The following is a 21,060-nucleotide window of genomic DNA, read 5'->3' as shown; positions in this document are numbered from 1 at the left end:
AACTGCGAAAGTGAAATCAGTTAAAACGAAAACATATCGAATGTCAAACGAATGTTTCCCGAGTCTTGGACGCTCCCAATTGGTCGTGGATCAGGCATCCGTCTCGATCAGCTGGACGTCCTGTTCGGCGCATATTTTCCGAACGTTTTCAATGATGCAGCGGTCGGTGATGAAAGTCTGGACCTGGGAGATGTGACCGATCCTGACCGGCGCGGTTCGCTCGAATTTCGTGGAATCCGAAACGAGAATGACGTGGCGCGCGTTGGCGATAATCGCCTGCGCGACTTTCACTTCGCGATAGTCGAAATCGAGGAGAGCACCGTCGTGGTCGATTGCCGAGGCCCCGATGACGGCGAAATCCACCTTGAACTGCTTGATGAAGTCAACGGCGGCCTCGCCGACGATGCCGCCGTCGGAACCGCGCACGACACCGCCCGCGATCACCACTTCGATCGAGGGGAAAACGCGCAACCTATTGGCAACATTGATGTTGTTGGTGATGACCATCAATTCCTTGTGGTCGAGCAGGGCTTCTCCCACCGCCTCGGTGGTGGTGCCGATATTGATGAAGAGCGAGGCGTTGTCGGGGATAAGGGCGGCGGCGGCGCGGCCGATTGCTTGTTTCTCGGCCGCGGCGATCTGGCGTCGCGCGTCGTATTTGACGTTTTCCTTGCCGCTCGGGAAGATGGCGCCGCCGTGAATGCGGTTCAGCACCCTTGCATCGCAGAGATCGTTGAGATCCTTGCGGATCGTTTGCGGCGTCACCGAAAAGCGCTGGGCAAGCTCCTCGACGAGGACGCGCCCCTCCATTTTTGCCAGCTCCAGAATTTCCGCTTGCCGCCCGCTGAGATACATCTCGGCTCCCTCGTTTTCGTTTTCTTTCATAATATGCAAAAACGAAACCCTTGCAATTTCAGAAGCCAGCGTTTTTGCACGATGCTGGTTTCGCGGCAATCGCTGACGCGCCCGTGTTGCAATCCGGCGGTGGATGGGCGAGCCTGTTGGTCTGTCAGGGTGGGAGAAAGGACGCTGGGCACTTTTTTCTCCCGCATTCTGCTCCAACTTTATGATTGTTGATCGGCGCTTGTGATCCGGACCGGGATCGTGGGGCAGAGGGGGAAGGCATGTTTCATCCGGCCTTGTTCAGGGGCATGAACGTAGTGGTGACCGGCGGTGGCCGGGGGATCGGGCTGGAGGTTGCGCGACAATTTCTCGACTGCGGCGCGCATGTCCTCGTCCACATGGGCAGGACAGCCGCCCGCGAGCGTCACGATTTTCTCGAATTGGCCGCAACCGAGGGCAGGGCATTTCTTTGTGCCGCCGATTTTCTTGCCGCCGGAGGTGTCGAAAGCCTGGCGGATGCCGTCCGCGAGCGGTTCGACCGTGTCGATGTCCTCATCAACAATGCCGGCACGATGGTCGGGCGTTTCCCTGCCGCCGACCTGACCGATGAAGACTATCGCACCGTCGTGCAGCTTAATCAGACGTCGGTCGTCGAAATGACGCGCGCAGTATTGCCGCTGCTGCGCAAGGGCACCCATCCTGCGATCGTCAACACCGTGTCGATCTCCGCCTCAACCGGCGGCAGCGCCGGCTCGTCGATCTACTCTGCGACCAAGGCCTTCGTCGCGACCTATTCGAAGGCACTGGCACGCGAGCTGGCGCCGGAGGGCATCCGCGTCAACTGTGTCTCGCCGGGAACGATCGCGACCGATTTCCACGAGCGCTATTCATCGCCGGAGAAGCTGGAGGCGACGCGCAAGACGATCCCGCTGGCGCGGCTCGGCACCGCCGAAGATTGCGCGCCCGCCTATCTCTTCCTCGCCTCGCATGCGCTTTCGGGCTACATCACCGGACAGGTGCTGGAGGTGAACGGGGGGCAACTTATCTGCTAAAGCCATGGCGGTTTCCGCCCCTCATCCGCCTGCCGGCACCTTCGCCCCGCATGCGGGGCGAAGGGACAAGCGGGCGGCGTCTCAGTCCCCTCTCCCCGTCTCGACGGGGAGAGGGTTAGGGTGAGGGGCCGATTCAATCGCCACTCTAAAGGTCAGGCATGATCGACAAGCTGGAATTTTTTCTCGCACTTGCTCGCGAACGGCATTTTGGCCGGGCTGCGGAGGAATGCGGCGTCACGCAGCCGACGCTGTCGGCGGCGATCCGGCAACTTGAGGACCAACTCGGCGTCATGCTCGTCAACCGCGGATCGCGTTACCAGGGTCTGACGCCCGAGGGCCAGCGAGTGCTTGAATGGGCGCGGCGGATCGTCAGCGACACCCGGACCATGCGCGAGGAGATGCGCGCGGCGCGCACGGGTTTGTCGGGGCACATCCGGCTGGCCGCGATCCCGACAACGCTTGCCATGGTGCCGATGATCACCGCACCCTTCCAGGAAAAGCATCCGGACGTCACTTTCTCCGTGCTTTCGACCACATCGTTGCAGATTCTGGGGCTTCTCGAAAACCTCGAGATCGATGCCGGTTTGACCTATCTGGAGAACGAGCCGCTCGGCCGGGTGACGAGCGTGCCGCTACAGATCGAGCAATATCATCTGGTTACCGCCTCCGGCACACCGCTGTCGGATCGCAAAAGCGTGACCTGGAAGGAAGTCAGCAACGTTCGGCTTTGTCTATTGACTGCCGACATGCAGAACCGCCGTATCATCAATCAGCATTTTGCCGAAGCCGGCGCGATCGCCAGCCCGACGCTCGAATCGAATTCGATGATCGTGCTTTTCTCCCATGTGCGCACCGGCCGCTGGGCGAGCATCATGCCGTTTAACGTCGCGAAATCATTTGGCTTTCACGAGGACATCCGGATGATCCCGATCGTCGATCCGGATGTCCATCACACCGTCGGGCTGGTCGCCACCTACCGCGAGCCCTTTACGCCGCTGGTCTCCGCGCTACTGCATGAGGCGCGCATCCTCGCCGAACGCAACAAAACTCAATAGATTTTTTCTATCAATCAACGGAACAGCATTATTGACCCTTCGGGCCATAAGCGCGAAGCTTGACTCCATGGGCAAAGACCTAGGAGGCTTTGATCTTTGCCAAGTGGTTGATAATTCGGCGCGATGACGGTCGGGAAACACCTGGCAGCGCAGAGCGCCGCGAGCCGGGAGGGCTCTTCGCGTGAATATTCAGCTGCCGCGCGCAGACGTGGCTGAGCGTACGCAGGCGATTGTCGGTGAACTCAAGGGGCTCGAAGGGCCACTTCTTCCGATCCTGCACGAGATCCAGGACGAATTCGGCTATGTGCCTGAGGAGTGCTTGCCGGTGATTGCGCGCGAGCTCAATCTTTCGCGCGCCGAGGTCTATGGCGTCGTCACCTTCTATCATGATTTCCGTGAGCACCCCGCGGGACGCCACGTCTTGAAACTCTGTCGTGCCGAAGCCTGCCAATCGATGGGCGGCGACCGGCTGGCCGAACGCGCCAAGTCGCTGCTCGGCATCGATTTCCACGAGACCACGCCGGACGGAGCGGTGACGCTCGAGCCGGTCTACTGTCTCGGGCTCTGTTCCTGCTCGCCGTCGGCGATGCTCGACGGCGAGGTGCATGGCCGGGTCGACGACGCAGAGCTCGAAGCGCTGGTTGCGGAGGCGCGCCGATGACCGTGAAGATCTACATCCCTCGTGATGCCGCCGTGCTGGCGCTCGGCGCCGAAAAGGTGGCGACGGCGATGGCCGACGAGCTCGCCGCGCGTGGGCTCGACGCGACGATCGTCCGCAACGGCTCGCGCGGCATGCACTGGCTGGAGCCGCTGGTCGAGGTCGAAACGGCCGGGGGCCGCATCGCCTATGGGCCGGTGAAGGCGCGCGACGTGCCTTCACTTCTCGATGCCGGGCTGCTCTCTGGCGGCGCGCATCCGCTTTGTCTTGGCAAGACCGAAGAAATTCCCTTCCTCAAGAACCAGACGCGGCTGACCTTCGCCCGGTGCGGCGTCACCGATCCCGTCTCGCTCGACGACTATCGCGCCCATGGCGGCCTGCGTGGCCTTGAAAAAGCGGTGGCCATGCAGCCTGCTGCGATCGTCGCGGAGGTGACCGAGAGCGGACTTCGCGGGCGCGGCGGCGCCGGCTTCCCGACCGGCATCAAGTGGAAGACGGTGCTCGAAGCGCAAGGTGCGCAGAAATACATCGTCTGCAATGCCGACGAGGGCGACAGCGGCACCTTCGCCGACCGGATGATCATGGAGGGAGACCCCTTCGTCCTGATCGAGGGCATGGCGATCGCTGGCATCGCGACCGGCGCCACCAGGGGCTACGTCTACACGCGTTCCGAATATCCGCATGCGATCGCCGTCATGAGCGAGGCGATCGAAATCGCCCGCGCGGCCGGCGTGCTCGGATCTTCGGTGCTCGGTTCCAGCCACGCCTTCGACATGGAGGTCAGGACCGGTGCAGGCGCCTATGTCTGTGGCGAGGAAACCTCGCTCCTGAACAGCCTCGAAGGCAAGCGCGGCATCGTTCGCGCCAAGCCGCCGCTTCCGGCGCACAAGGGGCTCTTCGACTGCCCGACCGTCATCAACAACGTCATCTCGCTCGCCTCCGTGCCGGTGATCCTCGACAAGGGGGCAGGCTTCTACCGCGACTTCGGCATGGGTCGGTCGCGCGGGACGATCCCGATCCAGATCGCCGGCAACGTCAAGCATGGCGGCCTCTATGAAACCGCCTTCGGTCTGACGCTCGGCGAGCTTGTCGACGACATTGCCGGCGGCACGGCGAGTGGCCGGCCGGTCAAGGCGGTGCAGGTCGGCGGTCCGCTCGGCGCCTATTTCCCGCGCTCGCTGTTCAACACGCCGTTCGACTACGAGGCCTTCGCGGCCAAGGATGGCTTGATCGGCCACGCCGGCATCGTCGTCTTCGACGATACGGCCGACATGCTGAAACAGGCGCGCTTCGCCATGGAGTTCTGCGCAGTCGAAAGCTGCGGCAAGTGCACGCCCTGCCGTATCGGCTCGATACGCGGCGTCGAGGTCGCGGACAACATCGCGGCCGGCATCGATCCGCAGAAGAACCGGAAACTGCTTGCCGATCTCTGCAACACGATGAAGTTCGGCTCCCTCTGCGCACTCGGCGGCTTCACGCCCTATCCGGTGATGAGCGCGATGACGCATTTCCCGGAGGATTTTGAGCCGGTACCGGCGGTGGAGGCGGCGGAATGATGGTGACGACGTATACGCCCCTCTGGCCCGCCGGCCATCTCCCCCACAAGGGGGGAGATCGGTTCGCGGCAGGATATCCGCTCCAACCGAAACGCTTCTGCGAGCGGAATGCCCCAGTGGAGACGCCGAGCGTGCCACATCCATTCTCCCCCCTTGTGGGGGAGATGCCCGGCAGGGCAGAGGGGGGTGATCTCTCCCTGAACGCAATTTCTCAGGAGGCCTAAATGTCTCTCATTCATGAAATCGACTACGGCACTCCTGCTTCCAAATCCGAAAAGCAGGTGACGCTGACCATCGACGGGCGCGAGATCACGGTACCGGAGGGCACCTCGATCATGCGCGCGGCGATGGAAGCCGGCGTCGAGGTGCCGAAGCTCTGCGCCTCCGACATGATGGAAGCCTTTGGTTCCTGCCGCCTCTGTCTCGTGGAAATCGAGGGACGCGCCGGCATGCCGGCCTCGTGCACGACGCCGGTGGCGCCGGGGATTGTGGTTTCCACTCAGACCAAGCGGCTCAAGGATGTGCGTCGCGGGGTGATGGAGCTCTATATCTCCGACCACCCGCTCGACTGCCTCACCTGCGCGGCCAATGGCGATTGCGAATTGCAGGACATGGCCGGCGCTGTGGGTCTGCGCGACGTGCGTTACGGCTATGACGGTTCCAACCACGTCAAGGCACGCAACAATGGCGGCGAGATCAACCTCAAATGGGCGCCGAAGGACGAATCCAATCCCTATTTCACCTTTGATCCGGCGAAATGCATCGTCTGCTCGCGCTGCGTTCGCGCCTGCGAGGAGGTGCAGGGCACCTTCGCGCTGACGATCGGCGGGCGCGGCTTCGATTCGCGTGTTGCCGCGGGCATGGACGAGGATTTCGTTTCGTCGGAATGCGTGTCCTGCGGCGCCTGCGTGCAGGCCTGCCCGACGGCGACGCTTACCGAAAAATCCGTGATCGAGATCGGCCAGCCGGAACATTCGGTCGTCACCACCTGCGCCTATTGCGGCGTCGGCTGCTCCTTCAAGGCGGAAATGCGCGGCGAGGAACTGGTGCGGATGGTGCCATGGAAGGACGGCCAGGCGAACCGCGGGCATTCCTGCGTCAAGGGGCGTTTCGCCTACGGCTATTCGAGCCATAAGGACCGCATCCTCAATCCGATGGTCCGCGAGAAGGTCACCGATCCCTGGCGCGAGGTTACCTGGGAAGAGGCGTTCGCGCATATCGCTTCCGAGTTCCGCCGTATCCAATATCAATATGGCCGCGATTCCGTCGGCGGCATCACCTCGTCGCGCTGCACCAACGAGGAGACCTATCTTGTACAGAAGCTGGTGCGCGCCGGCTTCGGCAACAACAATGTCGATACCTGCGCCCGCGTCTGCCATTCACCGACCGGCTACGGTCTCAACCAGACCTTCGGCACGTCCGCCGGCACGCAGGATTTCGACAGCGTCGAGCATACGGATGTCGCGATCATCATTGGCGCCAACCCGACCGACGGCCACCCGGTCTTCGCTTCGCGGCTGAAGAAGCGGCTGCGCGAGGGCGCCAAGCTGATCGTCATCGATCCGCGCCGGATCGACCTCGTCCGCTCGGCCCATGTCGAGGCCTCTTACCACCTGCCGCTGAAGCCCGGCACCAACGTCGCCATCCTGACGTCGCTCGCCCATGTCATCGTCACCGAAGGGCTCGCCAACGAAGCCTTTATCCGCGAGCGCTGCGACTGGTCGGAGTATGAGGATTGGGCGGCCTTCGTCGCCGAGCCCTATCACAGCCCGGAAGCGACCGAGGCCTATACCGGTGTCCCGGCAGAGCTCGTCCGCGGCGCCGCGCGACTTTACGCCACCGGCGGCAACGGCGCGATCTATTACGGCCTCGGTGTCACCGAGCACAGCCAGGGCTCGACGACCGTCATGGCGATCGCCAACCTCGCCATGGTGACCGGCAACATCGGCCGGCCAGGCGTGGGCGTCAATCCGCTGCGCGGCCAGAACAACGTGCAGGGCTCGTGTGACATGGGCTCGTTCCCGCATGAATTGCCCGGCTACCGGCACATCTCCGATGACGCGACGCGCGACATCTTCGAGAAACTCTGGGGCGTTACGCTCAACAACGAGCCGGGCCTGCGCATCCCCAACATGCTCGATGCCGCCGTCGAGGGCACCTTCAAGGCGCTCTACATCCAGGGCGAGGATATCCTGCAGTCGGATCCGGACACCAAGCATGTCGCTGCCGGCCTTGCCGCGATGGAGTGCGTCGTCGTGCACGACCTCTTCCTCAACGAAACGGCCAACTACGCGCACGTCTTCCTGCCGGGCTCGACCTTCCTCGAGAAGGACGGCACCTTCACCAATGCCGAGCGGCGGATCAACCGCGTTCGCCGCGTAATGAGCCCGAAGAACGGCTATGCCGATTGGGAGGTGACGCAGAAGCTCGCCCAGGCTATCGGGCTTGACTGGAACTACCGCCATCCGTCCGAGATCATGGACGAGATCGCCGCGACGACGCCTACCTTCGCAATGGTCTCCTACGACTATCTGGACAAGATGGGTTCGGTGCAGTGGCCTTGCAACGAGAAGGCGCCGCTTGGTTCACCGATCATGCATGTCGACGGCTTCGTTCGCGGCAAGGGCAAGTTCATCCGCACCGAATTCGTCGCAACCGACGAGAAGGCCGGTCCGCGCTTCCCGCTGCTTTTGACCACCGGCCGTATCCTCAGCCAGTACAATGTCGGCGCCCAGACGCGGCGCACCGAGAACGTCGTCTGGCATGCGGAAGACCGGCTGGAGATCCATCCGCACGATGCCGAGCAGCGCGGCATTCGCGATGGCGACTGGGTCAGGCTCGCCAGCCGTTCGGGCGAAACGACGCTGCGCGCTCTCATCACCGATCGCGTCGCACCGGGCGTCGTCTACACCACCTTCCATCACCCGACGACGCAGGCGAACGTCATCACCACCGACTTCACCGACTGGGCGACCAACTGCCCGGAATACAAGGTGACGGCCGTGCAGGTCTCGCCCTCGAACGGTCCCTCCGACTGGCAGCGCGAATATGACGACCAGGCCCGGCAGTCGCGCCGCATCAGCGGCAAGCTGGAGGCGGCGGAGTAGGCGAGCGCGGGAGCACGTCGCATGACCGGTATCAAGACAAGCGTGAAGGTGGCCGAAGCTGCGCGCCGCGGCGGGGCCCTTGTGGCCGGGTCACGAGTAGTGCCCGAGGAGACGCCGATCGCGCTGACCTATGGCGGCTCGACGCACGCGGTGATGATGGCGACGCCCGCCGACTTCGAGGATTTTGCCGTCGGCTTCAGCCTGACCGAAGGCATCGTTACCGAGCCGGACCAGATCGAGGCTGTCGATGTCGTGGCCGAGGACAAGGGCATCGACCTGCAGATCAGGCTTCGTGACGAAGAAAACGACATGCTGCGGCAGCGGCGCCGGCACATGGCCGGTCCGGTCGGCTGCGGCCTTTGCGGCATCGAATCGATCGAGCAGGCTGTCCGCCACACTCCGGATGTCTCGGGGGCGAAGCTTAGGCTGTCGCAGGCTGACGTCGTCAAGTCCGTCGCTCTTCTCAACGGCCAGCAGCCGCTGCACTTCGAAACACGCGCCGTGCATGGCGCAGCGTTCTATGTTCCGGGAAAAGGCCTGATTGCGGTGCGCGAGGATGTCGGACGCCACAATGCGCTCGACAAGCTCGTGGGTGCGGCGGCGCGCGCCGGTTTCAAGGGCGATGAGGGTGCCGTCGTCGTAACCTCGCGCGTATCGGTCGAGATGGTCCAGAAAACCGCGATCATCGGGAGCCCGGTGATCATTGCCATTTCGGCGCCGACGGCGCTCGCCATTCGCACGGCGGAAGAGGCGGGCATGACGCTTATCGCGCTGGTGCGCGGCGATGAATTCGAAATCTTCACCCATGCCGCGCGCATACATTCCGGAGCTGTTGCCGATGTCGCCTGATACCAATGCCAAGCTCATCTACATGGCCAACCAGATCGCCACGTTCTTCAAGAGCCAGCCGGCAGCGGAAGCGGCTGAGGGCGTTGCGACCCATATCAACAAATATTGGGAGCCGCGCATGCGGCGCAAACTCTTCGAGCATATCGATCATGGCGGCGAAGGGCTGAACCCGCTGGTACTTGAGGCGGCTTCGAAGATTCGTCGTCCGGAAGCGGCGTAGCATCACTCAAAGCAAGACCAACGCGCCCCGAACAAGCGAGGGCTGCCTTGTTGTGCCCACCCTTATTTCTCGGTCGTGGCGGATTATCCGGTTGCCGTCGCCCGATGAAAAAGGCCGCCTCAGCGCGAGCGAGACGGCCCCTTATCGAATAACCGGCGAAACCTCAGGCGGCGAGGTCTTCCACGTCCCGTTCCTTGAACATGCGGGAAAGGTTGAGGAAGCAGATCATACCCGATTCATTGGCGATGATGCCTTCGGCAAAGCTCTTGTCGAAGGAGGCCGTTACTTCCGGCACAGGCTGAACCTGGCTGCCCTGGACCGTCAAAATGTCGGAGACCCGGTCGACGACGAGGCCGATGACCATGTTGTGCACCTCGGCGACGACGATCGCGCTGCGCTCGTTGGCGACGGTCGACTTCATTCCGAGCTTGTGAGCAAGGTCGATGATCGGGATCACCGTGCCGCGCAGGTTCATCACGCCGATGACTTCAGGCGGCGAATGCGGGATGGGTGTCGACGGTGCCCAGCCGCGGATTTCTCGGATCGTCGTGGTCTTGACGCAAAATTCCTGATCGTGAAGGCGGAACGCTATGATTTCCAGCGTTTCGCCGTCAAATCCGGCCGTTCTCAATGTGCCTGTCATCGAAGGTCCCTCCAGCTTTCCGGTCGACGCCTCCCGCGGATGCTGCGAGCAAGCGCAGGTTCCAGCCGATAGGAGGTGCCGTTAGATCCGCCGAGGACATCCGGCGAGGCGCAAGCTGCATCATGCGCGGGGAACCCGTTTTGCGCTTTGGGGAGCTATTCTAAGCCGGGATTCGTTAAGACTTGCTTTTGCGGAGCGGCCGATCCGCCCCGATGTCGAGACGGATCGGAGGTATAGTTTTTATGCGGAGGCGAGTACGGCCGCGAAATGTTCTACCGCCCAGTCGACCTGGTCCTCGGTGATGACAAGCGGCGGCGCGATGCGGATCGTGTCGCCATGGGTGTCCTTGGCGAGAATGCCGCGCGCCTTCAGGGCCTCGCAATATTTGCGGGCGCCGCCGGCTTCCGGAACCAGCTCGACCGCGAGCATGAGGCCGCGGCCGCGAACATCCTTGATGATGTTGGAGCGAACATCGCGCAGGCCGTTCTGGAAGCGCTCGCCCATCCGGGCGGAGTTTTCGATCATGCCCTCTTCCGTGAGCGCCTTCAGCGCCGCCCGGGCAATCGCGCAGGCAAGCGGATTGCCGCCGAAAGTCGAGCCATGCTGGCCGGGTTTCAGGACACCGAGCACTTCCGAATTCGAAAGCACGGCCGAGACCGGATAGAAGCCGCCGGACAGCGCCTTGCCGATCAGCGTCACATCCGCCTCGATGCCTTCATGCTCTTCCGCAAGCAGCTTGCCCGTGCGGCCGAGACCGGTCTGGATTTCGTCGAGAATGAGCGTGATGCCATGTTTCGTGCAGAGCTCGCGCACGCCGGCGAAATATCCGGCCGGCGGCACGATCACGCCGGCCTCGCCCTGGATCGGCTCGACCAGGAAGGCGACGGTGTTTTCGCTGATCGCTTCGCGGAAGGCATCGATGTCGCCGAAGGGGACGACCTTGAAGCCGGGCGCAAAGGGCCCGAAGCCGCTGCGGGCGTCCGGATCGGTCGAAAAGCCGACGATGCCCATGGTGCGGCCGTGGAAATTGTTGGAGCAAACGATGATCTCCGCCTTGTCGCCGGCGACGCCCTTGACCTCGTATCCCCACTTGCGCACCGCCTTGATGGCGGTCTCGACCGCCTCGGCGCCGGAGTTCATCGGCAGCACCTTGTGCGAGCCGGTAAGCGCCGCGATCTCCTCATAGAAATGCGCGAGCTGGTCGTTGCGGAAGGCGCGCGAGGTGAGCGTCAGCTTCTGCGCCTGCTCGATCATCGCCTTGAAGATCTTTGGATGACAATGGCCCTGGTTGACGGCGGAATAGGCCGAGAGGCAGTCAAGATAGCGATTGCCGTCGATATCCCAGACGTAGACCCCCTCGCCGCGCGAAAGCACGACGTCGAGTGGTTTGTAGTTATGGGCGCCCAGCCGGTATTCGGTTTCGATCAGGGCCTCAGTTGTTGTCATAAACGATCCTCCGGGTTGTATCGTGGCGCCGCGCGCCTCGTGGGTCATGCGCGGATCGCCGGGACGTCTCAGTTACCTTCAGGCGCTGCGGGTCGGCCGATCAAGAATGCGGCGACCGAAAAGGCTTGCCGTTAGCTCGACCAGGATGCGGGCGCTCTTGCCGCGGTCGTCGAGGAAGGGGTTGAGTTCGACGACGTCGAGCGACGAGACGAGATCGCTGTCGCAGAGCATCTCCATGATCAGGTGGGCTTCGCGGAATGTCGCGCCGCCCGGAACGGTGGTGCCGACGCCGGGCGCAATTTCCGGATCCATGAAATCGACGTCCAGGCTCACATGCAAGAGGCCGTTGGCGGCGCGGACCTCATCGAGGATCTGGCGCATGATCTGGGCGATGCCGAGTTCGTCGACGGCGCGCATGTCGTAGACATTGACGCCGTGCTCGGCGATCTCCTCGCGCTCGCGCGCATCGACCGAGCGAATGCCGATCTGATAGACCTTCTTCGGGTCGACCAGCGGCCGATCGCCGGCGAGGATCGGGGCGAACTCGGCCTCGCCGCAGAAAAAGGCGACCGGCATGCCATGCATGTTGCCGGAGGGCGACGTGTCGGGCGAATTGAAGTCGGCATGCGCATCGAGCCAGAGCACGAAAAGCGGCCGGCCGACCTCGTCCGCGTAGCGGGCCATACCCGAGACGCTGCCCATGGAAAGCGCGTGGTCGCCACCGAGGATGATCGGGAAATGTCCCTTGCGAGCGGCGTCATGCACGCCGTCGTGCAGCGCGCGGGCGAAGGCTGCGACCATCTGCAGGTTATTGGCGCCCGGATGATTAGCGAGGTCGCGCGCCGGCAGCGGCCGGACATCGCCTTCGTCGTGAACCGTATGGCCGAGTTCGGCCAGAACCGTGTCGATGCCGGCGATCCTCAGCGCCGTCGGGCCCATGGCCGCGCCGCGCCGCCCGGAGCCTTCTTCGATGGGTGCGCCGATCAAGGTTATGGTCTTCATTTCCGCCGTTTTCCTTCCTCTGATTCACGCAAGAATGGCGCGGATTATGGTCAAAAGGCGTGGCAGCAAAAAGATGGAAAACTGTCGATTGGAAGGCTATACTCGGCATATTGATAAGGTCAATTTTCCAAATTGAGAAGCATGGACGATCTCGACCAAACCCTCATCAGCGCGCTCCGACAGAATGCGCGCACACCGGTCTCGACGCTTTCGGCGATGACGGGCGTGTCGCGTGCGACCGTTGCCGCGCGCATCGATCGGCTGGTTGCAAATGGAACGATTGCGGCCTTCACGATCCGGACCGGCTCGGAAATTCCGGCGTCCGGTGTGCGCGCCGTCGTCATGATCGAAGTTCACGGCAAGATGGCCGATCGTGTCGCGGATCAATTGCGCGGCTTGCCGCAGGTCAGGGCGCTGCACAGCACCAACGGACGGTGGGATTTTATTGCCGAGCTCGAGGATCGCGACCTCGTCAGTTTCGATGAAACGCTGAGGCGCATTCGACTCATCGACGGCATCACCGTGACCGAGACCAATATCCTACTGAAGACCAGCAAGATGAGCGGAGCGTTCTGACGCGGCGGTACGTTCCCGCGAATGGGAGGCGACTTAGCGATGGAATGATGTGGCAACTCCCGGCGCCAAAGCGCCGTCCATTTTTTCTCGGACGCAAAGTTGATTTGTTCTTGATTTGTTCCGATTCCTCTGTAAAGTGTTTCACCTCAGCGAAAATGAGAGGCATGAGGAAAGTGCGCGGCGTCCGCCCGCATCCGTTCTCGTTCACTACGCCGCGCGTCTTTTGAGATGCGTAAAGGTCACCGGACCACGTTGAATTGCTGCATGATTCCTCAAGTCGATTCCGATTTGAGGAATCATGCGGTGCAGACGATCACGTTGATCGCGATCCTTGGGAGGTTGTCATGGCCATGTACAATGGCGGCCGGGCACGGCAGATTTGCATAAAGCTGTTCGTCAGGCATGGAGACGAGGAGCGAGCAATCGCGTTCTATCGTGACGTCTTCGGCGCCGACCTTCTGCAGCGCCATGAATGGAGTGGCATCCTGACGAGCGCCGACCTTTGCATCGGCGATTCCGTCTTCCGCGTCGCTGGCGCCAATCCGCGCCGGGATGCCGAGCCGGGGCTTGGCGGACCGCGGTCGCCACATGCGCTCGGCACGACCGCGGCCATCCTCGAGCTCCATGTCGACGATGTGGATCGGGTGCTGGGGCGGGCGATCGGTTCTGGCGCGAGCCTGCGCAATGCCGCCGAAACGCTGCCGACGGGAGATCGGGTCGGCGCCCTCATCGATCCGTTCGGGCACATCTGGGCGCTGTTCACCGCCATTGACGAGAGCGAGGTATTGGACGCGTTCGGCGTCGATCGAAACGCTGCTTGATGCGCGCCTTGCCGCAAGCTGCCACCCCGCTGTTCGGTCCGGAAGCGAGGGTAACACGAAGGCCCGGCTAGATCATTCATTGTTTCATTGAAACACTGAATGATCTAACTCGTTGAAACTACGCAATTCCGGACGGAAAACCGCTACACACTTTTCCTGGAATTGCTCTAATACTCCCTCTCGAAGAAGACGCCGCCTGCTGCCGATCCGTCTCCGCCCGCTTCACCTCTCAGCTTGACGCCTCTGCCGACATCGAGATTGATCACGGCCTTGCCGGCGCTGGCGCCCGAGCCCTGTTGCAATTCGAGATAGGTCCGGTCGTTCAGGTACTTGCCGGCGCGCACCTGGGTGCCGCCACTCTCGTCGGTCGTCACATCAAGATCGTCGACGCCAAGCTTGTTGCGCAAGCCGTCGAGTAGCGAGGTCGAGCCGCCGCCGGCAAGCTGACTGACGGCCGACGCGAGTTGGGCGATCTGGAATGCCGACAGGTTGTTGAGCGACCGGTTGAAGATGAGGCGCGCCAGTATTTCGTCCTGGGGCAGCGCCGGCGAGGACGAGAACGTCACCTGCGGATTGTTGGCGAGGCCCGAGACGTTGACGGTGATGGTCGTCGAACCGGCGCTCGACGTGGCGTCGAGGTCGAGCGTCGGAATCAGGTCGCCGCCGAAACCGATCCGCCCTCGCGTAAAGGTGAGGCGCTTGCCGAGAATTTCGAGCCGCCCGCGCCGCATGTCGAAGCCGCCGGAAACGATCGGCTGCACGGCGGTGCCGCGGATTGTCAGCTCGCCGCCGAGCTCTGCGTCGATGCCGCGCCCGCGCACGAAAAACTGTCCGGGAGCGCTGACAACAAGATCGAAGGCAATGACACCACTGGCGTTGGCCCCTGCGGAGGTGTTCCTGTGCAGGGTCCTTGCCATCTGCTGCACCTTGGCCGGGGCGTTCCTGTGCGTGATGTCGATCGCAGTGAGCGACGTTGGCAGTTTCTCCGGAACGGTGATTGCCGCGCGGCGGATCGTCAGCCTTCCGCCGAGCACCGGCGTCGCCACGAGCGGGCCCCTAAGCGTCAGATCGCCGGTAAGATTTGCGGTAAAGAGCGTGCCGTCGACATAGCTCGCATTGTTCAGGCGAATTCTCAAATCCGCCGGAAAATTCGAGCCGGCCGCAATCCCGATCGTTCCGCTTGCCTCGATCGAGCCGCCGGTGGCGAGATTGGCGGAAAGCCTCGAAATGGTTGCCTGCCTGCCGTCGAGCGTGACGTTTGCGGTCAGGTCGTTGAGAGCGAGGTTGCGACGGACGTCGACCAGCCTGCCGCCTGCCGTCCTGATCGTTCCGTTGATCTGCGGCGCCCTTGCGGAACCGGAAAGGGAAAGATCGACTGTCGCGGAACCGGTGAGCGTGAAGCCGTTTTGCGCCATCATATTGGCAAGCAGCGCGAACGGCACGTTGCCCGAAAATCTCATCGAAAGCGGCATCGTACCACCGAGTTCCACCGTACCGCCGCCCCGGAGGGAAAGGCCGGAAGCACCGGACAGCTCTGTGTCGAGCGTGACGCGATTGTTGACGAGCCTGCCGTTCGCGGAGATGTCGACAGCGCCGACCCCGGCGGAACGCACTGCCGCCACGGACGCACCGCTCCATCTGAGATCGTATGCGACCACCGGAGCGGCCGGTCTGCCGTCGATGTCGACTGTTCCGGCGATCGTGCCTTCCGCGCCAAGGGTGGGCGCGAAGGTGTTGATCAGCGCAGCAGGCAACGCGTTCAGTCGCGCCGAGATATCGAGCCTTTGCCCTGCTGTGCCGGTGACCGTGATGGTACCCCTTGACGCCTGAATGACAATGTCGTTGAGACGCACGAAGCCGTTGTCGATCGCCACGACGGTGGGCTTGGCTAGCCTCAACGGAATTTGTCTCGGCGTCGCCGACAAGGAGGCGAGGCGGATTTCCGTACGGCCTGCAGCGCTCGAAAGATCACCCTTCGCCGCGAGCGGGCTACCGTCATAGTTTCCGTCGATCGAAAAACCCGTCCTGCCACCCTGCTGTTCGAAAGTCAGATTGAGGCCCGAAACACGATTTGCGCCCTGCGCGATGCTGTCCGCCCGGACGCTGCCCCTGATCGCGAGCGCGGCAACATCGGCGATGCTGATGTCGGCAACAGGCCTTGCGATCGTCAGGGCGTCGCGTTTGATGCCGCTGCCGCTTGCCTTGACTGACACCGAGGTGACGCCGTTGACGGTGCGCACTGTTGCCGTACCGGCGAGGTCGCCGGATGCGGTCTGGCCGGCCATCGCGGCCAGCAGGCCGAGATCGGGCAGGTTGAAATCAATTGTTCCGTCCGGCTTGAAGTCAGGCGTGAGATTGAGGGCGCCGGTCAGCCGGTTGTCGCCGATCGTCGCCTCCAGCGTCGGGATCGAGGTGCGGCCGTTCTCGGACACCACATCGGTCCGGATATTGATCGCCTGGCCGCCGAGCGCGCCGGTTGCGGTCAGTTTCGCCTGCGGGCTGCCGGGCTTGGCTGTCACGTCGGCATTGATCATCAAGTCCGTCAACGCGCGGCCGGCCAGCGTCGCACCGCTGGAGGTCATTTCCGCCTTGATGCCGAGCTCGTTGAGCGGACCGGAGATGTCGGCGCTGAACGCGGCTGTACCCTGTGCGTCCGCAAGCAGCTTGCCGAGGTTGGGCAACGTGCCTTCGATTGCCGCCGTCAGGGCTCCTTCGGCAAGGGCGGCGGTGCCGCGGGCGTCGATGGTGCCCGAGGTGAGTTCGAGTGCGCTCAGCCTGACGCTGCCGCCTTCGCCGGTTGCGACGTTACCGGAAACCGCAATCGTCCGGTCGAATTTCGCCGCGAGGTTGGGGGGTAGCAGATGCGGTTCTGCAAAGAGCTTGAAGGCCACCTCGGTGGTCGCATTCGCCCGGTCCAGGCGGCCGGTGACGTTGCCACGGAAGGCGCCGCTTTCGATCGTCAGCGGATCGAAGCGGACGTCGCCTTCGGCAACCGTGATCGTGCCTTTCGCGGTGACGTCCTGCGCGACGATGCCGGCGGAGCGAACCGACGCAATCGATGCGCCGTTCCAGACGAGGTCATACCCGACCACCGGCGCTGCTGCCGCCCCGCTGACATCGACCGTGCCGCCGATTGCGCCCTCGGCGCCAAGCGTCGGGGCGAAAGTGTTGATCAGGGTGGCCGGCAGCGCGTTGATTTGCGCCGAAATGTCGAGTTGCTCGCCGGCGGTGCCCGCGACGACAATCGTGCCGTCCGACGCAAGGATGGTGAGGTCGCCGAGGCGAACGATGCCGTTCTCGATCGCGATCGTCGTCGGCGCGGCAAGCTGCAGCGGGACCTTCTTCGGCGTTGCCGAGAAGGACGCCAGGCGGATTTCCGTGCGCCCGGCATTGCTTACGAGGTCGCCCGTCGCCGCGACCGCCGCGCCGTCATAGGCAGCGTCGATCGAGAAGCCGGTCCGTCCCGCCTGCTGCTCGAAGGCGAGATTGAGGCCCGAAAGGCGGTTTTCCCCCTGTCCGAGGCTTTCCGCACCGATGTTGCCCCGGATCGCCAGCCTGGCGATATCGGTGATGCTGATGTCGGCGGTGGGCCTGGCAATCGTCAGCGCATCGCGGCTGATGCTACCGCCGCTGGCCTTGAGCGCGATCGAGGTGACGCCGTTGACGGTGCGCACTGTTGCCGTACCGGCGAGATCGCCGGACGCGGTCTGGCCGGCCATCGCCGCCAGAAGGCCGAGATCGGGCAGGTTGAAGTCGATCGTGCCGTCCGGCTTGAAGTCGGGCGTCAGATCGAGTGCGCCGGTCAGCCGGTTGTTGCCGATCGTCGCCTCCAGCGTCGGGATCGAGGTGCGGCCGTTCTCGGAGACCACATCGGCCCTGGCATTGATCGCCTGGCCGCCGAGGCTTCCGGTTGCGGTCAGCTTGGCTCGAGGATTGTTCGGCGTCGCCGTCGCATCGGCGTTGATTCTGAGTTCTTCCAGCGTACGGCCGGCCAGCGTCGCACCGCTGGAGGTCATTTCCGCCTTGATGCCGAGCTCGTTGAGCGGACCGGAGATGTCGGCGCTGAACGCGGCTGTACCCTGTGCGTCCGCAAGCAGCTTGCCGAGGTTGGGCAGCGTGCCTTCGATTGCCGCCGTCAGGGCGCCTTCGGCAAGGGCGGCGGTGCCGCGGGCGTCGATGGTGCCCGAGGTGAGTTCGAGTGCGCTCAGCCTGACGCTGCCGCCTTCGCCGGTTGCGACGTTACCGGAAACCGCAATCGTCCGGTCGAATTTCGCCGCGAGGTTGGGGGGTAGCAGATGCGGTTCTGCAAAGAGCTTGAAGGCCACCTCGGTGGTCGCATTCGCCCGGTCCAGGCGGCCGGTGACGTTGCCACGGAAGGCGCCGCTTTCGATCGTCAGCGGATCGAAGCGGACGTCGCCTTCGGCAACCGTGATCGTGCCTTTCGCGGTGACGTCCTGCGCGACGATGCCGGCGGAGCGAACCGACGCAATCGATGCGCCGTTCCAGACGAGGTCATACCCGACCACCGGCGCTGCTGCCGCCCCGCTGACATCGACCGTGCCGCCGATTGCGCCCTCGGCGCCAAGCGTCGGGGCGAAAGTGTTGATCAGGGTGGCCGGCAGCGCGTTGATTTGCGCCGAAATGTCGAGTTGCTCGCCGGCGGTGCCCGCGACGACAATCGTGCCGTCCGACGCAAGGATGGTGAGGTCGCCGAGGCGAACGATGCCGTTCTCGATCGCGATCGTCGTCGGCGCGGCAAGCTGCAGCGGGACCTTCTTCGGCGTTGCCGAGAAGGACGCCAGGCGGATTTCCGTGCGCCCGGCATTGCTTACGAGGTCGCCCGTCGCCGCGACCGCCGCGCCGTCATAGGCAGCGTCGATCGAGAAGCCGGTCCGTCCCGCCTGCTGCTCGAAGGCGAGATTGAGGCCCGAAAGGCGGTTTTCCCCCTGTCCGAGGCTTTCCGCACCGATGTTGCCCCGGATCGCCAGCCTGGCGATATCGGTGATGCTGATGTCGGCGGTGGGCCTGGCAATCGTCAGCGCATCGCGGCTGATGCTACCGCCGCTGGCCTTGAGCGCGATCGAGGTGACGCCGTTGACGGTGCGCACTGTTGCCGTACCGGCGAGATCGCCGGACGCGGTCTGGCCGGCCATCGCCGCCAGAAGGCCGAGATCGGGCAGGTTGAAGTCGATCGTGCCGTCCGGCTTGAAGTCGGGCGTCAGATCGAGTGCGCCGGTCAGCCGGTTGTTGCCGATCGTCGCCTCCAGCGTCGGGATCGAGGTGCGGCCGTTCTCGGAGACCACATCGGCCGCGGCATTAATCGCCTGGCCGCCGAGGCTTCCGGTTGCGGTCAGCTTGGCTCGAGGATTGTTCGGCGTCGCCGTCGCATCGGCGTTGATTCTGAGTTCTTCCAGCGTACGGCCGGCCAGCGTCGCACCGCTGGAGGTCATTTCCGCCTTGATGCCGAGTTCGTTGAGCGGACCGGAGATCGAAGCACGGAACGCCGCCGCCCCGCGGGCGTCGGCGACAAGCTTGCCAAGATCGGGAAGATTGCCCGCGATATCCGCGGTCAATGCGCGGTCGGCGAGCGTCACGGTGCCCGAAGCATCCAGGGTTCCGGATTTGACTTCCAGCCCGCTCAGCCGGACGCTGCCGTCCTCACCGGTCGCGAGGCTCCCTGTTGCCGCAATCGTATTATCGAACTTTGCGGCGATGCCGGGTGGCAGAACACCGGGCACCGCGAACAGCTTGAAGGCCACCTCGACCGTCGTATTGGCACGGTTCAGGTTGCCGGTGAGGGTGCCGCCGACGCTTGCGCTTTCGATCGTCAGCGGATCGAAGCGGATGTTCTCCGGCCCGACAGCGATCGTTCCGTCGAGCTTCATCGGCGCCTTGATCGCCCGGTCCAGATCCGCGCTTGCAAAACGGCTTTCGCCGACGTCGACCGTCGTCTTCAGCGGCCCGGATTGCGTTTGCAGATTGAAGGCGTCGCTTTGCGCCGAAAGCCGAATGGCGCCAAAGCTCACCTCCGGTAGAGAGACGGAAGGGAGATCGGCGGCGATGTCGAGGATCGCCGATTGACCGTCGCCGATCAGCGACAGATTGGCGCTGTTGATCAGCGCGCGCAACCCGCCTTCCCTCAGCGGCCAGCGGAAGTCGATGGCGCCGTTGGTGCCTGCAAGGCTTGCCTGGAGGTTGTTCTCGCCCTTGCTGTTGACCGTTCCAGAGGCGTTGAGGGTCAGTGCACCGGTCGAAAGCTTGCCGGCCTCGATCTCCACCTTGCTCGATCCGTCGAAGGCGGCCGTCACGTCAATGCTCGTCGTTCCCTCGAACAGTGGCTGGAAGATCGCTGGCGCGAGTGACGCGAAGGCTCCGCCACCGGAGACGGCCAGCCGGTGCATGCCGTCCCCGGCCTGCACATGGCGTCCGTCGAGCCGGAGGATCTCGTTGCCGTCAAGCGAGGCGGTGCCCGATCCCGCCCAATCGGAAAGCGGCCCTTCTCCGGTCAAGGTGATACCGACAGCCGGCTCGCCCGGCAAGCGGAGCATCTTGGCAAGCAGCCCGCCTTTCGGTTCGGAGACATTCGCTTCCAGTTTCAGCTGGTTGCCGGCCGGATTGAAGACGATGTCCGCGACGGCGTGCGCCTCTGGGCGATCGCGCTCGGCGGCATCGAAGGCAAGGGCGATGCTCGAGTTCGTGGCGTTGACCTTGCCGCGCGCAGTCAGGAACTGATCCTCGCCGGCAATCGCTTTGCCGATCATGATCTCCTTGAGATCGAAGGCGTCGATCTTCACTTCGACCGGCAGTGCGAAACTCCTGCGTACCTCCCTCGTTTCGGTCGAGGGAATGGGCGTGCGTTCGACGCGGACCGAACCCGCCGAGATATGGCTCGCATCGAACCGCATGGACAGGAGTTCGGTTGGCGACCAGTTGACCGAGAGGTCGCGGATTTCCGCATAGATCCCCTTTCCATCGAAAAGCGTGATCGAGCCAGCCCTGAAATCGCCGGTCAACAGGGCGCTCGGATCCGAGATCCGGACGATCTGGTCGGGCGTTGCGGCATATTTCTCGATTGCCCAGGCGACGAGCCGCGCGCCGGGCGTCGTGAAGCCGACAAAGGCGATGATGAGCAGGAGCAGGACCACAAGAGTGCCAAGGCCGGCAAAGAAAAAGCGCAGCCCGGATCGAAGGAAGCGGATGACCTGATTCATAGCCTACCCATAGACCAACTT

14 protein-coding genes are annotated in these 21,060 nt (G+C 63.5%); 9 read left to right on the top strand and 5 right to left on the bottom strand.

From position 1 onward, the window contains the following. Window positions 1-90: 90 nt before the first annotated feature. Window positions 91-855 carry a DeoR/GlpR family DNA-binding transcription regulator gene (locus FKV68_RS18750; protein WP_180939275.1) on the bottom strand — a complete coding sequence of 255 codons (765 nt, stop codon included), beginning with the start codon at window positions 853-855 and terminating at the stop codon, window positions 91-93. Window positions 856-1,124: 269 nt separating this feature from the next. Here FKV68_RS18750 and FKV68_RS18745 point away from each other — a divergent pair, with 269 nt between their 5' ends. The 7 genes from FKV68_RS18745 (at window position 1,125) to FKV68_RS18715 (ending at window position 9,340) form a co-directional block, all read left to right on the top strand. Further along, window positions 1,125-1,895, top strand: a complete 771-nt coding sequence (locus FKV68_RS18745; RefSeq protein WP_180939274.1) for an SDR family NAD(P)-dependent oxidoreductase — start codon at window positions 1,125-1,127, stop codon at window positions 1,893-1,895. Between the two features lie 158 nt (window positions 1,896-2,053). Continuing rightward, window positions 2,054-2,950, top strand: coding sequence for a LysR family transcriptional regulator (locus tag FKV68_RS18740; RefSeq protein WP_180939273.1), 897 nt, complete (start codon window positions 2,054-2,056; stop codon window positions 2,948-2,950). Window positions 2,951-3,131: 181 nt separating this feature from the next. Further along, the gene (locus tag FKV68_RS18735; protein ID WP_180939272.1) at window positions 3,132-3,611 is read left to right on the top strand and encodes a formate dehydrogenase subunit gamma; all 480 of its coding nucleotides are present in this window, start codon (window positions 3,132-3,134) and stop codon (window positions 3,609-3,611) included. Further along, the gene (locus FKV68_RS18730) at window positions 3,608-5,164 is read left to right on the top strand and encodes a formate dehydrogenase beta subunit (protein WP_180939271.1); all 1,557 of its coding nucleotides are present in this window, start codon (window positions 3,608-3,610) and stop codon (window positions 5,162-5,164) included. Before FKV68_RS18735 ends, FKV68_RS18730 begins: the two co-directional genes overlap by 4 nt. Window positions 5,165-5,388: 224 nt before the next feature. Continuing rightward, window positions 5,389-8,271 (top strand): formate dehydrogenase subunit alpha, encoded by a 2,883-nt coding sequence (gene fdhF, locus FKV68_RS18725; protein WP_180939270.1) that lies wholly within the window; start codon window positions 5,389-5,391, stop codon window positions 8,269-8,271. Between the two features lie 21 nt (window positions 8,272-8,292). Then, window positions 8,293-9,120 (top strand): formate dehydrogenase accessory sulfurtransferase FdhD, encoded by an 828-nt coding sequence (gene fdhD, locus FKV68_RS18720; RefSeq protein ID WP_180939269.1) that lies wholly within the window; start codon window positions 8,293-8,295, stop codon window positions 9,118-9,120. Continuing rightward, window positions 9,110-9,340, top strand: coding sequence for a formate dehydrogenase subunit delta (locus FKV68_RS18715; RefSeq protein ID WP_180939268.1), 231 nt, complete (start codon window positions 9,110-9,112; stop codon window positions 9,338-9,340). The genes fdhD and FKV68_RS18715 overlap by 11 nt, the downstream gene beginning before the upstream one ends. Window positions 9,341-9,503: 163 nt before the next feature. Here FKV68_RS18715 and FKV68_RS18710 read toward each other — a convergent pair whose 3' ends face one another. The 3 genes from FKV68_RS18710 to rocF all read right to left on the bottom strand — a co-directional run bounded on the left by FKV68_RS18710 (window position 9,504) and on the right by rocF (window position 12,431). Beyond that, window positions 9,504-9,983 carry a chemotaxis protein CheW gene (locus FKV68_RS18710; RefSeq protein ID WP_180939267.1) on the bottom strand — a complete coding sequence of 160 codons (480 nt, stop codon included), beginning with the start codon at window positions 9,981-9,983 and terminating at the stop codon, window positions 9,504-9,506. Window positions 9,984-10,223: 240 nt separating this feature from the next. Next, window positions 10,224-11,429, bottom strand: a complete 1,206-nt coding sequence (gene rocD / locus FKV68_RS18705) for an ornithine--oxo-acid transaminase (RefSeq protein ID WP_180939266.1) — start codon at window positions 11,427-11,429, stop codon at window positions 10,224-10,226. Window positions 11,430-11,507: 78 nt separating this feature from the next. Then, entirely contained in the window at window positions 11,508-12,431 is a 924-nt protein-coding gene (gene rocF / locus FKV68_RS18700; protein ID WP_180939265.1) for an arginase, read from the bottom strand. 141 nt (window positions 12,432-12,572) lie between these two features. Here rocF and FKV68_RS18695 point away from each other — a divergent pair, with 141 nt between their 5' ends. Beyond that, entirely contained in the window at window positions 12,573-13,007 is a 435-nt protein-coding gene (locus FKV68_RS18695; RefSeq protein WP_180939264.1) for an Lrp/AsnC family transcriptional regulator, read from the top strand. A gap of 344 nt (window positions 13,008-13,351) precedes the next feature. Further along, on the top strand, window positions 13,352-13,828 hold the full coding sequence (locus tag FKV68_RS18690) for a VOC family protein (RefSeq protein ID WP_180939263.1): 477 nt from the start codon (window positions 13,352-13,354) through the stop codon (window positions 13,826-13,828). A 167-nt stretch (window positions 13,829-13,995) separates the two neighbouring features. Here the strand turns inward: FKV68_RS18690 and FKV68_RS18685 are convergent, their stop codons facing one another. Next, entirely contained in the window at window positions 13,996-21,039 is a 7,044-nt protein-coding gene (locus FKV68_RS18685; RefSeq protein ID WP_180939262.1) for a translocation/assembly module TamB domain-containing protein, read from the bottom strand. Between the last annotated feature and the right edge of the window lie 21 nt (window positions 21,040-21,060).

It is taken from the genome of Sinorhizobium mexicanum (genome assembly GCF_013488225.1).
Lineage (GTDB): Bacteria > Pseudomonadota > Alphaproteobacteria > Rhizobiales > Rhizobiaceae > Sinorhizobium > Sinorhizobium mexicanum.
Note: the sequence above shows the minus strand (reverse complement) of the source record. Positions and strands in the feature narration are given on the sequence as shown.

Bases quoted from the DNA above. Each gene is read 5' to 3' on its own strand.
- FKV68_RS18750 (WP_180939275.1), bottom strand. From the start codon at position 855: ATGTATCTCAGCGGGCGGCAAGCGGAAATTCTGGAGCTGGCAAAAATG.
- FKV68_RS18745 (WP_180939274.1), top strand. From the start codon at position 1,125: ATGTTTCATCCGGCCTTGTTCAGGGGCATGAACGTAGTGGTGACCGGC.
- FKV68_RS18740 (WP_180939273.1), top strand. From the start codon at position 2,054: ATGATCGACAAGCTGGAATTTTTTCTCGCACTTGCTCGCGAACGGCAT.
- FKV68_RS18730 (WP_180939271.1), top strand. From the start codon at position 3,608: ATGACCGTGAAGATCTACATCCCTCGTGATGCCGCCGTGCTGGCGCTC.
- fdhF (WP_180939270.1), top strand. From the start codon at position 5,389: ATGTCTCTCATTCATGAAATCGACTACGGCACTCCTGCTTCCAAATCC.
- fdhD (WP_180939269.1), top strand. From the start codon at position 8,293: ATGACCGGTATCAAGACAAGCGTGAAGGTGGCCGAAGCTGCGCGCCGC.
- FKV68_RS18715 (WP_180939268.1), top strand. From the start codon at position 9,110: ATGTCGCCTGATACCAATGCCAAGCTCATCTACATGGCCAACCAGATC.
- FKV68_RS18710 (WP_180939267.1), bottom strand. From the start codon at position 9,983: ATGACAGGCACATTGAGAACGGCCGGATTTGACGGCGAAACGCTGGAA.
- rocD (WP_180939266.1), bottom strand. From the start codon at position 11,429: ATGACAACAACTGAGGCCCTGATCGAAACCGAATACCGGCTGGGCGCC.
- rocF (WP_180939265.1), bottom strand. From the start codon at position 12,431: ATGAAGACCATAACCTTGATCGGCGCACCCATCGAAGAAGGCTCCGGG.
- FKV68_RS18695 (WP_180939264.1), top strand. From the start codon at position 12,573: ATGGACGATCTCGACCAAACCCTCATCAGCGCGCTCCGACAGAATGCG.
- FKV68_RS18690 (WP_180939263.1), top strand. From the start codon at position 13,352: ATGGCCATGTACAATGGCGGCCGGGCACGGCAGATTTGCATAAAGCTG.
- FKV68_RS18685 (WP_180939262.1), bottom strand. From the start codon at position 21,039: ATGAATCAGGTCATCCGCTTCCTTCGATCCGGGCTGCGCTTTTTCTTT.